The sequence below is a fragment of the Flavobacterium sp. RSSB_23 genome (genome assembly GCF_051547145.1).
Taxonomy (GTDB): domain Bacteria; phylum Bacteroidota; class Bacteroidia; order Flavobacteriales; family Flavobacteriaceae; genus Flavobacterium.
Genome location: NZ_JBPTTO010000003.1, coordinates 248,930 through 264,060, shown reverse-complemented (window position 1 = coordinate 264,060; position 15,131 = coordinate 248,930). Strand labels below are relative to the sequence as shown.

Genomic DNA, 15,131 nt, shown 5'->3' with positions numbered 1-15,131 from the left:
CAAAACATTTGACTAAATTTACCAATATGGTATCTACAGAAGTTGTTATTATTGGAGGTGGATTAGCAGGTTTGACTGCTGGAATTCATTTATCTCAAAACGGAATTTCAGTAACTATTATCGAAAAAAACGAATATCCAAAACACAAAGTTTGTGGAGAATATGTTTCTAATGAAGTAAGAGGATATTTGGAATCCCTTGCTATTTCTATACAAAATGCAGAACCAACAGCAATTAATCAATTAGAATTTGAAACCCTTTATGGTGCAAGAATACTTCAAAAGCTTCCATTAGGAGGTTTTGGTATCAGTAGGTATACATTGGATTTTATTTTGTACAAAAAAGCCATTGAAAATGGATGTACTATAATAAATCAAACTGTAGAAAATTGTCGATTTGATGGGAATCATTTCATAATCGAAACAATTGAAAAATCAATTTATAAAGCACAAATTGTATTAGGCGCTTATGGCAAAAGAGCTCAATTGGATTATTCATTAAAAAGAACATTTATCAAAAAAAAATCACCTTGGTTAGGGGTGAAAAATCATTACAAAGGTCAGTTTTCAGATAATCTTGTTGGTTTATATCATTTCAAAGGAGGCTATTGCGGAGTTTCTAAAGTAGAAAATGACACTATAAACATTTGTTATTTAACTAATTATTCTTCCTTTCAAAAACACAAAAACATTGCATCTTTTGAAAAAGAAGTCCTTTTTAAAAATAAAAGATTGAAACAAATTCTGGAGAATAGTGTTCCAATATTTGAAAAGCCTTTGACTATTAGTCAAATTTCATTTGAAAAAAAAGAACCAGTTTCAGAGCATATGCTGATGATAGGGGATACGGCTGGACTAATTCATCCTTTGTGTGGTAACGGAATGGCAATGGCAATTCACAGCGCCAAAATTGCTTCTGAATTGTGTGTATTATATTTAAGTGAGAAAAAAATAAGCAGAAATGAATTAGAAGAACGTTATTCTAAGGCTTGGAATGTAAATTTTAAAAAAAGATTGGCAATTGGAAGAGTATTGAGTACACTTCTTGAGCAACAAACACTAACATTACTTGTTTTACAAATTGTTGTTTTGTTTCCGTTTCTTTTGAAGCAAATAATAAAACGAACCCATGGCAAACCTTTATAAAATGATTTTTTTTGTTCCTACAAAATACAGAACTACATCCACTGAAATAATGGATGATTTCACTTTAGAGGGTGAAGAGCTACGAGATGCTTTAGATAAGATTGCAATCATTAATCAAGTTTTAGGAGGTAATACAATAACTTTAGATGGAGTTAATCAACTTATTAAAAAACATTACTTTAATAAAAATTTGACAATCATAGACATTGGGTGTGGAAATGGTGATATGCTACGAACTTTAGCAAAATTTGGGCAAAAATTAAAACTAGAATTAAATCTAATTGGAATTGATGCCAATGCTTTTACTATCAATCACGCAAAAGAATTATCTAGTGATTTTAAAAATATTTCTTATCGATGTGAAGATATATTTGATTCCTCTTTTGATGAAGTCAAATGTGATATTTTTTTATGTACCTTAACACTGCATCATTTTAAAGATAATGAAATTCTGAAGTTGTTGCATCAGCTTTATAAGAATGCAAATGTAGGAATAGTAATTAATGATTTGCAGCGAAGTGGTTTAGCCTATAGATTATTTCAGCTTTTGTGTTTTGTTTTTAGACTAAATACAATGTCAAGAGAAGATGGTCTAACGTCTATTTTAAGAGGTTTTAAAAAAGAAGAACTACATCATTTTTCAAAGCAACTGAACTTTAAAAAAAGAACCATTCGATGGAAATGGGCGTTTAGATACCAATGGATAATTTCAAAAATATGAGTGTAAAAATAAGTACTGTAGCCAAACAATTGCCTAAGTATTCTAAGGCTACTGAAGAAATTATTCCTTTTTTAGATGCTTGGTTAGAAGGACAAGACGAAAGGTTCATTCGAAAGGTTAAAAAAATTTTTGAAGGTGCAGCTGTAGATAAAAGATATTCTATAATGGACCCTGTCGAAGTTTTTACCAAAACTAGCTTTGCAGAAAGAAATGCAATTTATGTTCGCGAAGTTATTGATTTAGGTGAAAAAGTGCTTCATAAAGCATTGCAACAAGCACAATGGGATGCTACTGATATTGATTTTATAATTACTGTAAGTTGTACTGGAATAATGATTCCATCTCTTGATGCTTATTTAATCAATAGTTTACGTTTAAGACAAGACGTTGTTCGTTTGCCTGTAACCGAAATGGGCTGTGCAGCAGGTATATCTGGAATTATTTATGCTAAGAATTTTTTAAAGGCCAACCCAGGAAAAAGAGCTGCTGTTGTTGCAGTGGAAAGCCCAACGGCAACTTTTCAGTTGGATGATTTTTCGATGGCTAATATTGTGAGTGCTGCAATTTTTGGAGATGGTGCAGCTTGTGTTTTACTTTCTTCTGACGAACAAGATTTAGGACCTGAAATCATTGGAGAGGAAATGTATCATTTTTATGATGCCATTGAAATGATGGGTTTTGAATTGACCAATTCTGGATTGCAAATGGTTCTTGATATTGCTGTCCCAGAAACTATTGCGAATCATTTTCCAACTATTATTCATCCATTTTTAGACAAATATCAATTAAGTATTGCAGATATTGACCATTTAATTTTTCATCCCGGAGGAAAGAAAATTATTGAAACCGTTGAAACTTTATTTGAAGGTCTTGGAAAAAATATAGAGGAAACAAAATCGGTGTTACGTTCCTATGGCAATATGTCAAGTGCAACTGTACTCTATGTCTTAGAAGAAATAATGAATAAAAAACCAATAAAAGGTTCAAAAGGACTGATGCTAAGTTTTGGTCCAGGCTTTTCGGCACAAAGAGTTTTATTGCAATTTTAAAAAATGGAAGCACAAGAAATTATATCCAAATTACCCTACAGCAAACCCTTTTTGTTTGTGGATACCATTATTGATGTTAATGAAAATGCCATTAAGGGTAGTTATAGATATGAAGAAGATTTGGATTTTTATAAAGGGCATTTTGTAGGGAATCCGGTAACGCCTGGCGTTATTTTGACCGAAACTATGGCGCAAATTGGCGTCGTGTGCTTGGGAATTTTTATTCTAAATGATAACTTTACAAAAGAAAGTGTAATTGCCTTAACATCAAGTGAAATTGATTTTTTAAAGCCTGTTTTTCCAAGCGAGACCGTAACTGTCTTTTCTGAAAAAATATATTTTCGTTTTGGTAAGTTAAAATGTAAAGTATGGATGGAAAATGAAAAACAAGAAATAGTTTGTAGAGGAATTATTTCTGGAATGATTAAATAAATTTTGAGCTAAAATTGCTAAAAATGAAAAAAAGAGTGGTTATTACTGGTCTAGGGGTAGTTGCTCCAAATGGAGTAGGAGTCCAAGCTTTTACCGAAGCCATCAAAAATGGTACTTCAGGAATTAAGCATGACCCTCAGTTAGAAAAGTTGGCTTTTTCTTGTCAAATCTCAGGGAAACCTATCGTTTCTGATGAATTGGCACTTGAGTATTTTACACCTCTAGAACTTAGAAATTTTAATGCTTCTGGAATTTTATATGGAGTTATTGCAGGAATGGAGGCTTGGAAGAATGCAGGACTACCTATAGAAACAAATGACATACCCGACTGGGACAGCGGAACTATTTTTGGCACTGGAACATCTGGGATTGATAAATTTAGGGAAAGTATATACAAAATAGATGATTTGCAAACCCGCCGTTTGGGTAGTACAGCTGTAGCGCAAACTATGAATAGTGGTGTAAGCGCCTATCTTGGAGGGAAATTGGGATTAGGGAATCAAGTAACAACTAATTCATCAGCATGTACAACGGGAGCTGAAAGTATTTTAATGGGATTTGAGCGGATTCAAGCAGGATTAGCCAAGCGCATGTTAGTTGGTAGTACAAGTGATTCTGGTCCTTACATTTGGGGAGGTTTTGACGCAATGAAGGTTTGTACTTTCAAACATAATGAACACCCAGAGCAAGGTTCAAGACCTTTATCAGCATCGGCTTCTGGATTTGTACCAAGCAGTGGAGCAGGAGCTTTGGTTATTGAAGATTTAGAATCTGCTTTAGAGCGAGGTGCAACCATTTATGGAGAAATTATGGGGGGCAATTGTAATTCTGGTGGTCAAAGGGGAGAAGGTTCTATGACTGCACCAAACGGTATTGCCGTTCAAAAATGCATAAAAGACGCCTTAGAAAATGCTGGTATTACTGCAGGAGAATTAGATTCGATTAATGGTCATTTAACAGCGACCTCTAAAGATGCATTTGAAATTGAAAATTGGTGTACCGCATTAGATTTAAAAGGAAAAGATTTTCCGTATATAAATTCCTTAAAATCAATGGTTGGACATTGTCTTTCTGCAGCAGGTAGTATCGAGTGTGTTGCTACAGTTTTACAATTGCACAATGATTTTATTTTTCCAAATATAAATTGTGAAGATTTAAATCCTGACATTCTAAGTTTAATAGATACGACAAAAATCCCACAAATTGCAATAGTAAAAAAAATGAAGTATATTGCTAAAGCAAGTTTTGGCTTTGGAGATGTTAATGCATGTATAGTTTTTAAAAAGTGGAATTCTAATTTCTAAAAAAATCACATTTTATGAATACAAATCAAGACAATAGAATTGAAGAACTTAAAGAAATCATTAAGCCTTACATTCAAAATCAAGAAGCAATAGAGACTATAACAGAGGAAACCGATTTCATAAAAGATTTACAAATTAATTCTGCCAATTTGGTTGACATTGTTTTGGACATCGAAGAAAAGTATGAAATTGTCATAGACAACCCATCAATGGAACGAATGATAAATGTAAAAGCTGCACTAGAAATCATTGATGCAAAATTAAACGAATAGAGCAATTTATGATTGGAAACGACATTGTAGATTTAGTCCAAGCGCGTTTTCAAAGTAATTGGAAACGAAAAGGATTTGTACAAAAAATATTTACTCAAAAAGAACAAGAGTTAATTTTTTCATCCAAAAATCCTGAAAATATGGTTTGGAATCTATGGACTAGAAAAGAATCTGCATACAAAATTTTTAATCGAAAAACACAAATTCGTGCTTTCATACCTCACTTAATTGAATGTAATATTGGCAATGAAGAATTCGACACGGTAACTATTGAGAACCAAATTTACTACACTCAAACAGTTATAAATGAAGAATCTATTTATACAATAGCTGTTGGCAACAAAAAATATTTCTCAGAAATAGTTCCATTATCGAATGATGTTTGTTTTGAAAAAGAAAACGGTATTCCATTTTTAACCGATAGCGTAACAAATAAAAAAAATCCCATTTCAATTACGCATCACGGGAGATATTGGAAAGGGATTATTTTAAAAATTTAAATCTAATTTGTTTTTTAACTTCAAAAATAAAAGTGCAATTCTATAAGCGTCTTCAGAGGATGAATTTCTATCACTTTTTGGAATTTTATGTAAAGCGCAAAGCTCGTCTAATGAAAACTGCTTATCTGTAATATCGTTAAGTTTTCTATACATCACATCTACATCAAGTGCTTGATTTTTTAAGCGACCACAACCCAATTTATCCAGAGCAGCATCAATCATTTCTACATCAAAATCAATATGATGACCAATGAGGATTGAGTTGCCAATAAAATCAATAAACATCTGAATAGCATCCATCTCAACCAGTTTTTTCATTTTGCTATCTACAATAAACTCATTGGATAAACCATTATCATGAAAATATTTGTATTGTAACAAAACCGCCTCAAAACTTTCCCCAATAGAAATACTATTATCTTCAATAGCAAAAGAGCCTATAGATAAAATAACATCTTTACTAGGATTCATACCAGATGTTTCAGTTGAAAAAACTATGAATTTATTTGATTTACTATCAAATTTAGACAAGTAATTTTTCCAAAAATCAGGATAATCTTTATTGATATTTTTTAGCCAATCTAACATATTATGAAAATTGCGTAAGTTTAAATTTACCTTTAATTAGTTCTTCTAAATCTTTCATTGGGTATAAAGCAGCTTTTAACTTGTCTTTTTCCAACTTAGACATATCCGTTATTGGGATATATTGGCCGGAATCATCATTTCGTAATCCTTCTATTGTTCTGTATTTTGATAATGTTATGAAAGCATCAGCACAATTTAAATAAATCTCTTCATTTTTAGGATCAGTTATCGCAAGCTGTTTGAATCTTAGATAAGTATTATTAATTCCTTTTAAATTGTAATGTAATGCAAACAAACGTGCTCCATCAATTAAAGGCATTAGTGCACGTGTTTTTATATCAAATTTATTTCGATTTAAAGAGTCTTCTTCGGTTATGAATTTTTTGAAAAAAGTTAAAGGTGCATTTTTTCTTAAAACATCATTCCCTAAAAAATCAAAAAACAGGGTATTGTTTTTAGCATTTTGAAGTACCACATTACTAATCGCTTCTTCGAGTTTATCATCTCCAAACACTAACTCATAGTCAAAAAAGATACTACTCATATCATTGCTGTTTTCTCCAGGAGTATTCATCCAACTATTATATTGCTTAATCCAATCGGATAGTGATTTACACCATTGCAAATTACTGGCCATATGATTTTGTGCACACAACTGATAACCTACTTTCTCCAAGGTTGCGGTAGTACGTTTAGCCAATTTTATAAAATAGTCTTTTACGTCGCGATATTTTTCAGAAGGCACATCTTCAAAAACAAGCATACTGTCTTGATCAGTATATAATAATTGTTCTTTTCTGCCTTGGCTACCAATACTTAACCAAACAAAACGAGCAGGAGGGGAGCCTAAATCTAAAATGGATAATTCTACGCTTCTTTTAACAATAGCTAAATTTATTTCACTTGCAATATTGGCAACATGATATAATGGTATATTTTTATAAATTGAATTTTGAATTAAATCGGTAAGTCGCTCTCTTATCTGTTTTAAATCTTTTGCGGCTAACGATCTTTTAATTTCTTTAATCATCACACCAGGATTACTAGCTTGTGCAATGATTAAATCATGTTCAGAGATGATACCTTTTACAACAGATTGAGTTGTCCCATCTAAAGTAACACACAGATGCGTTACATTATGTTTTAGCATAAGTAACTGAGCTTCAGCAAGCGATACATTTTCTACAACAGTAATAACTGGAGAATCCATTATTTTGTCAATCGTATCAGTTATTAAGTACCTTCCTGTGGCGACTTTTGAACGCATATCACGATCAGTAACTATACCAATTGGCAAGTTGTTTTCACAGATTAGTACATTGTTGACAATTTCTTCTGTCATTAGCTGCGCAATATCTTTAATGATAGTTTGTGCAGTAGTTGTTATTGGAGAGGTATTATAAGTTAAAGATTGAAAGTATTGAATTTCAGACTGCTGATCAGGATAAAACACATTATCAGATATTAACTTACCGCCATAATTATCTTTGTCACTTGCATATCTAGAAGTTGCAGCAAAACTCTCCAACAAGAAATTCAATACCAAAGAGTTGTTGGCTACGAAAGGACGGAAAGTTGCAATGGGAATGGCATAAATAATGCTTTCTTCACGAGCTTTTGCTGTCATCATATAATTATTTTTGGCAAAGAAAGGACGTAAACCAAAAATATCTCCCTGATGGCATTTGTTTAAAAGTGTTTCTTCTGCATCTGAAATTACAGATAAATTAATTGTTCCAGATGCAACTACATAAAAGCTTTCATGAAGTGTATCGTTAATTTGAAATAACGTTTGATGCTTTTCAAGATTGATTACACGAATATTCGAGGCAATTTCAGATAGTTCATTAAAAGTTAAATTATCAAAAGGTGGGTACTCTTTTAGAAAATCAGCAATGCGTTCAGCAATTGTATTCATAATATTAGTGAAGGTTAATACTATAGTAAAAATAGTAAAATTGAAAACAAAATCAATGCAGTTTTTTCAGAACTCATTGATTTACAAATATCTTAATTATTTCTTAAAAAAAACTAAAAACCTTATAAAGATAGCCAGAGTTGAATTACTTTTAATCAAAATTTATTAAAACCTATTCAATTATGAAATTACAAAACAAATCATTAGTCTTTTTTTTCTCACTTTTAATCAGCACTTTTTCTTTTGCACAAAAAAAAGTAGCTAGCCCTGCAGAAACTGTATCAGGAAAAATCAATGGAGCCACAATTACAATCAAATACGGAAGTCCATCTGTAAAAGGAAGAGCCATCTGGGGCGCCTTAGTTCCTTATGACAAAGTATGGAGAGCTGGAGCCAATGATGCAACTACTTTTGAAACTGATAAAACAATAACTATTGAAGGGAAACAATTACCAGCTGGCAAATATTCTTTTTTTGTAATACCAAATGAAAAGGAAAGTATTGTCATTTTTAACAAAGAAGCCAAACAATGGGGATCTTATGATTACAAAGAAAGCAATGATCAGTTAAGAGTTGTTGTAAAAAATAAGAAAGCTGATGCTTTAGTTGAAAAATTAGAATATAAAATTCAAGAAAATAAAATTGAATTACGCTGGGAAAACTGGATAATTGGATTTGAAGTTAAATAATCAACCAAATTTTATTTTAAAGCACCTTATTAGGTGCTTTTTTTGTTTTATTAATACTTGTGAGATTTTAATATTTCGAGCAAAGAGCAAGTTCTTTTAAAATATTAAAAATTCTATTTTACATAATATAAATTATAGTTCAAACCATATACCTGAACCCTTTAAATCAGTGCGTTATGAACTATAATCCAGTGCCTTTAAATGTCGGGTTAATAGATTCGTTAACCATATATTTACCCCTAGACAAAATACAAGTAATTGACAACAAATTAGTTGACGAATTTAAAGTATTTTATGAAACTACGGGCGAACTCTTGGACGATTTAAACCCACCTAAGCCGATTTTAATAAATGACAACGGTATAAACTTTAGGTTTAATAAAATCGTATTTCCTCCAAGAAACAACCAACCCCCGCAAACCTTTATCAGAATCACATTGACTTGTAAAATGTTATTTGAAAGATATTTTGAAGGAATTAATTCTTATAATATCTACTCTATTGTCGATTATATCAATACTCGTAATATCATCAAAGTTGATTATGAAACCGTTTTAAATTCAATTTGTAATGATATCGATATTTGCATAAACTACAATCTTTTACTAGAACCTTACAAAGAAAGTTTAAAATTACTCAAAAAAATGGGTAAATCTTCCAAACAACACGCTATCAAACTTTTCCCAAAAAAAGAAACACAAAAAAAAGATTTAAATATCGGGATTCAATTCGGCGAACGTGATAAAGCAAGTATCTCAAATCCTTTTTGCAAGTTCTACAACAAAACAAACGAACTTTTAACCAATTCCGCTGACTTTTATAATAAGTACATTTTCCCCCAATTGAAATATGGTTTAAACATTGACAATCTGATAAGAAAAGAAACCACTATAAAAAATTCAAGTGCAAAACAAAATCTTAAAAAGAAAAAACTAGTTTCCAAAAACAACGAATTAAAAACCTTGAATGATATTTTACAAATCACACCCGACCAATTAACCACTATTTGCAACATTCAATTAAAATACTATTACGAAAAAAAACAAATCTCAATCAGTTCCGACCTGACTCCAAGAGAAAAGGCGTTTTCTATGTATATGTATCAACTTGTAAATGATGCCAAATTCGATAAAGTTAGATTGCTTGAACCTCTCGAACTTTTTGATTCTTCAATACCCTCTGAAAAGGTACAAAAGGCACAACTTAAAAAATATTTATTGGAAATGATGGATATCACGTTTAACACTCAATATTTACAACAAATTCTTACAAAAAATAGCTATGCAAACGAATTTATTAGAATGCAGAATTTATGGTAGTCAAATCAAAGGCGGGGGATACTGATTCCCCCGCTCAAGTTAATCTTTTCGTTAACTTTTTAATGTTTCAATTATGCAAAATTTAACCAAAATCAACCAAATGAGAAAAGCAACACCAAAACGACAAAACAAAGGTTTAATTCCCTCAATGATTCACAAAACAGAAAAAGAGAAAGGTTTTATTTATCGTCTTTCAAATGGGGATTTTTTATACTTTGAAGATAAAATTTTCCCAACTGACAAAGTCGAAAACAAATCAAATCCAGCTCAGTTAAACTTATTTTTTAATTAATAAGGGGGGATTCCGCCCCCCCTCAAACCCCACATTATAAAATGAATTCTTCTTATCAAAAAATTACAGTTAAACAGTTAGTTAATAATATGGGTATTTCTTTAAGAACTGCTGAACGTTACTATAAAGACATCAAAAACCATTATAATATAAAAGTTGTCCTATTATGTCACGTGCAAAGCTACTTCAAAACCGATGCCGAAACACTTAAAAATTAAATAATTCCGACAAAATACGCAAAAATCCGACAAAACACCCCACTTTCAAAAAGTAGGGTGTTTTTTTTTAAACATTTGTAACTCAATCATCAATCAAAAAATCAAAATAATGGAAATTTTTAACTCTAGCGGAAAAAATATCACAAAATCAGACGTGCTTTTGGTCACAAAACCAATAGGGGCGTTAATTGTTTCTTCTTCATTGGAAGTAGATGCATTAACTACGGAATCAATAGAGGTATTCGTAGAACGTTTATCAGGTAATATCCAAATTACCGAGGGTGTAATGGCTTTAAAAGATTTTATTCTTTTAACAACGTTCAACGGTGACGCAGTTTCAGCGGATGCGACTTACAAAACTACTGCCGAATGTGAACTATCCGAAAACGGCGCTATCGTTCTTTCAGAAAAAGACGTTATCAAAATCAAATTAAGTGGTTTAAAAACTGCCGAAACGTATGTTATTAATACTATTGAAATGCCCCAACTTTCTGACAAAGTTTTGCAGTTTACCAATAGAAGTATGAATGCAGACGAAAGACAAAAAGCATTTGACGTTTATGACTGTGATTTGGCACTTTTAGACGATTCAGCAACAATTGAGGAAATTGCTTACACATACCTTAATGACGTAGTAGTAAGATACACTTTGCACGAATTGCGTGTATTATCTCGCTCCGTTGACCCTGTCGGATATGTCAAAAATGACGGTACAGTAAAATCCCTATTCAACGGCAAATTACAATTACCTCTTTTTGGTGTCAAAAACATTGAAATTCGCAAAAGTCAAGGTAGTATTATCAATTTATTAACTAGAATTGAGGCGTAATTATGGGATTTTTCAAAAACATAGGAAATGCCGTAAAAAAAGGATTGAAACAAGTTTCACTTAAAAATGTAGTGAAACTTGGTACTCCTTTGTTGGGTTCAATTCCAATTGTCGGCGGTGCAGTTCAGCAAGTTGTTTCAAATGCTTCCGAAGCTCACGAACTAAAAAAACAAGCTGATAAACTAGCAAAAGACGGTAAAATTGCAGAAGCTCAGGCAATGCAACAACAAGCAGAATATTTGGCAACCCAAACGGGCGCTTTAGTTGGTCAGCAAGTTGGCGGACAGTTAAATGCATTTGCAAAAGGTGCAGTAAATGAAGCAAAGGCGCAAGTTTCACAAACTGCAAAGGAAACCGCTGGAAATGTAGGCGCCGAAATTGTTGACCTAACGATTAAACAATGGTTCGAAAAACATTGGTTAAAAGTTGTTCTTGGTGTTGGTGCATTAGGTGGAATCTTTTTGTACTTCAGAAATCAAAAATCATCAAAACGAATCCCTTTAAAACGCCGATAAAATGACAAAACCATTGATAGGAACACTCTCAATCGGTGCAATTGAAGGAGTACAACACATTCCCGCACCAAATCCAACAATTGAGATAGCAAAATTGGCAATTCAATTTGTTGTTGGTATTGTAACATTATTCAAATTGTTAAGAAAACCAAAAACAGAACAAGAAAATAAATAATAATTAAAAATCTTAAAAAAATGGCTTCAAACTTTAAAGCAAGAATCTCAACCGACAAATTCGGTCAAAAATATCAGGTCGTTGGATGCAAGGACAAAAAAGGAACTGGTTTCCCCAAAGGTTATGTTGAATTAGGTGGTAAACTATACCGTTTAGAACCATCAAATTCAAACAAAGACGGTGTAGAAATGTGGATTCGAGTAACAGCAGTAAAAAAACAAACTGACGGCGGTACAATGTAAATCGTAACATTATGAAAAAAGCAACGGGAATAATCAACGGTTTAAAATTCGTTTTGAAATATGGTGTGTATGTTATGGCAATTATCAAAATTGTCGAATTTGCAATTAACACTTTAGACGAAATTGACAACTCAAAAAACGAAAAAAATGGCGAAATCCTTTCTGAACAATCACAAAGTTAGAGGTTTAAGGAACAATAATCCGGGCAATTTGATAAGAACCTCAAACGCTTGGCAAGGTAAAATTCCTTATCCTCAATCAAAAGATACCCAATTCGAACAATTTACAAATGTAATTTTCGGATTGCGTGCAATGTTCAAAGATTTGATTAACGACATTAACAAAGGAAAGAACACCGTAAAAAAATTAATTTACGAATATGCTCCACCTAATGAAAACAACACCGAAAAATATATTCAATCGGTTTGTAAATCAATCGGCGTTACACCTGACCAAGAAATTAAATCGATTAACAATCAATTTCTTTTACTTCTTGGTCGTGCAATCATCAAAGTTGAATTGGGTTCCGCACATCTTGAAATTACTGATAAGGATTTAGATGACGCTTTGCAACTTCTTGGTAATGTTTCTACAGATAAACTAGTAGTTACCATTAAAAAGAATTACAAGTATCTCCCTGCATTAGCATTTTTACTGTTTTTTTTTTAGCTAATTATTTTTACAAAAAAAACAAAAAACCAAATTATAAATTTAAATCTTAAAAAATGGACGAAATTAAAGCTTTTATCGTTAAAAATCAATCCAACATCATTATTGGTTTGGCTCTTGCTGTTGTTTTTTTAGGCTACAAAGTCTTTAAAAAATAAAAAACATATTCATTTACCAAATAAAAAAAAGAGTGCTTAAAAACGCTCTTTTTTTTGATTAAAATTAAACTTATGGCATACATAAAAAATAAAAATAATTCCTTTGATTGGGATGCTTCAATGCAATTTTTACAAAAGTATTGGATTGTTATTCTAGGGTTAATTATTGCGGTTCCGTGGATTCAAAACTATTTGGAAGAAATGAAAACCAAAAACCAAAATGATAAACTTGAAAATGACGTTGAAAAAATCGAAACAAAAAAAGCAGTTGAAAAAGAAATAAAACTACTCGATAATAAAAACCCTCTCACACAAAAACAAAAAAGGTTAAAAATTACGGGCAGTTCAGAACTTTGGGCAGCATCAGAAAAACTAGCTTCTGATTTCGGTTTTGCTATTCAGGATTCGGGCGATTGGTGGGATTTTGCCAAACCTCGCAAATGGACTGAAAATGACGAAAGTATTAGAAATACACTTTTAAAGTATAGAAATTATTTTTCAATTTTAGAAAAATTATACTTTCAAGTTGATACGGATTCCCGTTCCTTACGTGCTGATATTCTAAAGTATTTAGATAAATCAGAACTTGTACTTGTTCGTAAAGGATTAAAAATTTAAACCAAAAAAAATGAATTTCATTACATATATAACAGAAAACAATTCTTTCGATTTTGTAGAAATTACAGAAGCCGAACACGTAAATTTTATTACAACTGAATCAATACCTCAAAGGTTTTTGGTTACTGCTGTTTACATTGATGGAGAAAAAAGGCAAATAGCAAATGTTTCTCCCTATCAAATAGCTGTTGTAAATGATAATAACTTTGATGGCGATTTTATTGATATTTCAAAATTCAATCAATCAGGTTATTTCGGTTTTGATGTTCTCCCTAAACAATCTAGCTCTCTAGATTTATCGGTATTAATTCCATACTTACAGCCAGAACCATATCTAAAAATATATGACATTCCAACACCACTATTACAGCTAGAAGATGCTTCTTATAATCCTTATGTTTTAGGCGCAACTTTTAGATATAATTACCAACAAGATAATTATTATTGGGATTGTACTGCAATGGATAGTTTTAGCAATTTTTCAAAAACTCAAAAAGCATTAATTTACTATCCAACTGTTTTTAAATATGGTTATGAAACTGTTATCAGATTTGCCGATATTAATATTATGCTTATGTGTCCGAGTTTGTCAGAAATACCGCTTATCAATGGTAAGAATATTTTATCAGTTTATTTTAGATACAACATAAGAACAAAAGAAGTGCATATTTATTACAACGAAATGCAAAACGATGAACGTAAATATTTTTCTTTGGCCGAGCTTCAGCCTTGGGATGGTGGTTTTAGAATTTATTCAAATATTCTAGCAATAAATGTCTTTAACCCAAAAAAGGATTATAACCTTATTTAAAAAAATAATTTTCTAAATCCAAAAAAAATGTATATTTGTGAAAACTTCAATAGTGGTTAGAAATGGTTCGCAGACCTTAACCTCTTTAGATAAAAAATCGAATATAATGGAAAGAATTAACTATTTATATGAAAGTGTTTCCCTATCGGGATGCACTTTTTTTTTTCAATCACATATACTACTGTTGATGCCCGCGGTTAACGCCGTTAGGCTTCCAGCGTTAGCACACCAAATAACACTTTAGTATTATGAAAGAAAACAAAGAAAACAATGTATTAAAAAACAACTTACAAAGAATACCCGATAAAGATAGAATTGTTTCGGCTGTTGGAAAGGTTGTTTTAAATGGAGTTGTTACCAAAACGGGAAAGAATTATTTTTGGATTAGAATAACCCGCCACGATATAAAAGCGCTTGCAAGATATTGGAGAAATAACAAAGCCTTTTATTATATGAAAATTTACAAATATTATAAATTCAAACAAAACGGTGTTTTAGTTCGTGAAGTAGGCGACCAAATCGGATTTATAACTCAAAGAGTTGAAACCCTAAACATTGATACACATTTACTATGGAAAAGGAAATTTAATCCTGAATCAAAAAAATGGGAATATTAAGAGTATAGAATAACCTTACAATAACCACAAAAAAAAGAGGGTCAAACGTG

General features: G+C 31.6%; 22 protein-coding genes. 20 read left to right on the top strand and 2 right to left on the bottom strand.

The window, feature by feature from the left end:
• Positions 1–26 precede the first annotated feature (26 nt).
• Genes ACSVH9_RS07960 through ACSVH9_RS07930 form a run of 7 tightly spaced genes read left to right on the top strand, consistent with a single transcriptional unit; the run spans position 27 to position 5,423 of the window.
• A complete protein-coding gene (locus tag ACSVH9_RS07960) occupies positions 27–1,145 on the top strand; it encodes an NAD(P)/FAD-dependent oxidoreductase (RefSeq protein WP_438063259.1) in 1,119 nt (372 codons plus the stop codon).
• The gene (locus ACSVH9_RS07955) at positions 1,129–1,866 is read left to right on the top strand and encodes a methyltransferase domain-containing protein (RefSeq protein WP_438063258.1); all 738 of its coding nucleotides are present in this window, start codon (positions 1,129–1,131) and stop codon (positions 1,864–1,866) included. Before ACSVH9_RS07960 ends, ACSVH9_RS07955 begins: the two co-directional genes overlap by 17 nt.
• The gene (locus tag ACSVH9_RS07950) at positions 1,863–2,915 is read left to right on the top strand and encodes a type III polyketide synthase (RefSeq protein WP_438063257.1); all 1,053 of its coding nucleotides are present in this window, start codon (positions 1,863–1,865) and stop codon (positions 2,913–2,915) included. Before ACSVH9_RS07955 ends, ACSVH9_RS07950 begins: the two co-directional genes overlap by 4 nt.
• A 3-nt stretch (positions 2,916–2,918) precedes the next feature.
• Positions 2,919–3,347, top strand: coding sequence for a 3-hydroxyacyl-ACP dehydratase FabZ family protein (locus ACSVH9_RS07945; RefSeq protein WP_438063256.1), 429 nt, complete (start codon positions 2,919–2,921; stop codon positions 3,345–3,347).
• A gap of 23 nt (positions 3,348–3,370) precedes the next feature.
• Positions 3,371–4,651, top strand: coding sequence for a beta-ketoacyl-[acyl-carrier-protein] synthase family protein (locus ACSVH9_RS07940; RefSeq protein WP_438063255.1), 1,281 nt, complete (start codon positions 3,371–3,373; stop codon positions 4,649–4,651).
• A 14-nt stretch (positions 4,652–4,665) separates the two neighbouring features.
• Positions 4,666–4,923, top strand: a complete 258-nt coding sequence (locus ACSVH9_RS07935) for an acyl carrier protein (RefSeq protein WP_438063254.1) — start codon at positions 4,666–4,668, stop codon at positions 4,921–4,923.
• An 8-nt stretch (positions 4,924–4,931) separates the two neighbouring features.
• On the top strand, positions 4,932–5,423 hold the full coding sequence (locus ACSVH9_RS07930; RefSeq protein WP_438063253.1) for a 4'-phosphopantetheinyl transferase family protein: 492 nt from the start codon (positions 4,932–4,934) through the stop codon (positions 5,421–5,423).
• On the opposite strand, the gene ACSVH9_RS07925 is transcribed toward ACSVH9_RS07930, so the two are convergent.
• Both ACSVH9_RS07925 and ACSVH9_RS07920 read right to left on the bottom strand, forming a co-directional pair.
• Positions 5,412–6,011, bottom strand: coding sequence for a 3'-5' exonuclease (locus tag ACSVH9_RS07925; protein ID WP_438063252.1), 600 nt, complete (start codon positions 6,009–6,011; stop codon positions 5,412–5,414). The two genes, ACSVH9_RS07930 and ACSVH9_RS07925, sit on opposite strands and share 12 nt — an antisense overlap.
• Position 6,012: 1 nt before the next feature.
• Entirely contained in the window at positions 6,013–7,929 is a 1,917-nt protein-coding gene (locus tag ACSVH9_RS07920; protein WP_438063251.1) for a DUF294 nucleotidyltransferase-like domain-containing protein, read from the bottom strand.
• A 182-nt stretch (positions 7,930–8,111) separates the two neighbouring features.
• On the opposite strand from ACSVH9_RS07920, the gene ACSVH9_RS07915 reads away from it, so the two are divergent.
• From ACSVH9_RS07915 to ACSVH9_RS07855, 13 genes are all read left to right on the top strand, one after another.
• The gene (locus tag ACSVH9_RS07915; protein WP_438063250.1) at positions 8,112–8,618 is read left to right on the top strand and encodes a DUF2911 domain-containing protein; all 507 of its coding nucleotides are present in this window, start codon (positions 8,112–8,114) and stop codon (positions 8,616–8,618) included.
• Between the two features lie 176 nt (positions 8,619–8,794).
• Positions 8,795–9,937: a hypothetical protein gene (locus ACSVH9_RS07910; protein ID WP_438063249.1), complete on the top strand. Its 1,143-nt coding sequence runs from the start codon at positions 8,795–8,797 to the stop codon at positions 9,935–9,937.
• Between the two features lie 100 nt (positions 9,938–10,037).
• On the top strand, positions 10,038–10,229 hold the full coding sequence (locus ACSVH9_RS07905; RefSeq protein ID WP_438063248.1) for a hypothetical protein: 192 nt from the start codon (positions 10,038–10,040) through the stop codon (positions 10,227–10,229).
• Positions 10,230–10,318: 89 nt separating this feature from the next.
• Entirely contained in the window at positions 10,319–10,447 is a 129-nt protein-coding gene (locus tag ACSVH9_RS07900) for a hypothetical protein (protein ID WP_438063247.1), read from the top strand.
• A gap of 109 nt (positions 10,448–10,556) precedes the next feature.
• Positions 10,557–11,276, top strand: a complete 720-nt coding sequence (locus ACSVH9_RS07895; RefSeq protein ID WP_438063246.1) for a hypothetical protein — start codon at positions 10,557–10,559, stop codon at positions 11,274–11,276.
• A 2-nt stretch (positions 11,277–11,278) separates the two neighbouring features.
• Complete coding sequence (locus ACSVH9_RS07890; RefSeq protein WP_438063245.1) at positions 11,279–11,791, top strand: hypothetical protein; 513 nt, start codon at positions 11,279–11,281, stop codon at positions 11,789–11,791.
• A 1-nt stretch (position 11,792) separates the two neighbouring features.
• The gene (locus ACSVH9_RS07885; protein WP_438063244.1) at positions 11,793–11,966 is read left to right on the top strand and encodes a hypothetical protein; all 174 of its coding nucleotides are present in this window, start codon (positions 11,793–11,795) and stop codon (positions 11,964–11,966) included.
• Between the two features lie 20 nt (positions 11,967–11,986).
• Positions 11,987–12,208 (top strand): hypothetical protein, encoded by a 222-nt coding sequence (locus tag ACSVH9_RS07880; RefSeq protein WP_438063243.1) that lies wholly within the window; start codon positions 11,987–11,989, stop codon positions 12,206–12,208.
• Positions 12,209–12,219: 11 nt separating this feature from the next.
• On the top strand, positions 12,220–12,390 hold the full coding sequence (locus ACSVH9_RS07875) for a hypothetical protein (protein WP_438063242.1): 171 nt from the start codon (positions 12,220–12,222) through the stop codon (positions 12,388–12,390).
• Complete coding sequence (locus tag ACSVH9_RS07870; RefSeq protein WP_438063241.1) at positions 12,356–12,877, top strand: hypothetical protein; 522 nt, start codon at positions 12,356–12,358, stop codon at positions 12,875–12,877. The genes ACSVH9_RS07875 and ACSVH9_RS07870 overlap by 35 nt, the downstream gene beginning before the upstream one ends.
• 230 nt (positions 12,878–13,107) lie before the next feature.
• Positions 13,108–13,653, top strand: a complete 546-nt coding sequence (locus ACSVH9_RS07865) for a hypothetical protein (RefSeq protein ID WP_438063240.1) — start codon at positions 13,108–13,110, stop codon at positions 13,651–13,653.
• A gap of 10 nt (positions 13,654–13,663) precedes the next feature.
• Positions 13,664–14,464 carry a hypothetical protein gene (locus ACSVH9_RS07860; RefSeq protein ID WP_438063239.1) on the top strand — a complete coding sequence of 267 codons (801 nt, stop codon included), beginning with the start codon at positions 13,664–13,666 and terminating at the stop codon, positions 14,462–14,464.
• Between the two features lie 248 nt (positions 14,465–14,712).
• On the top strand, positions 14,713–15,081 hold the full coding sequence (locus tag ACSVH9_RS07855; protein WP_438063238.1) for a hypothetical protein: 369 nt from the start codon (positions 14,713–14,715) through the stop codon (positions 15,079–15,081).
• Positions 15,082–15,131: the final 50 nt, after the last annotated feature.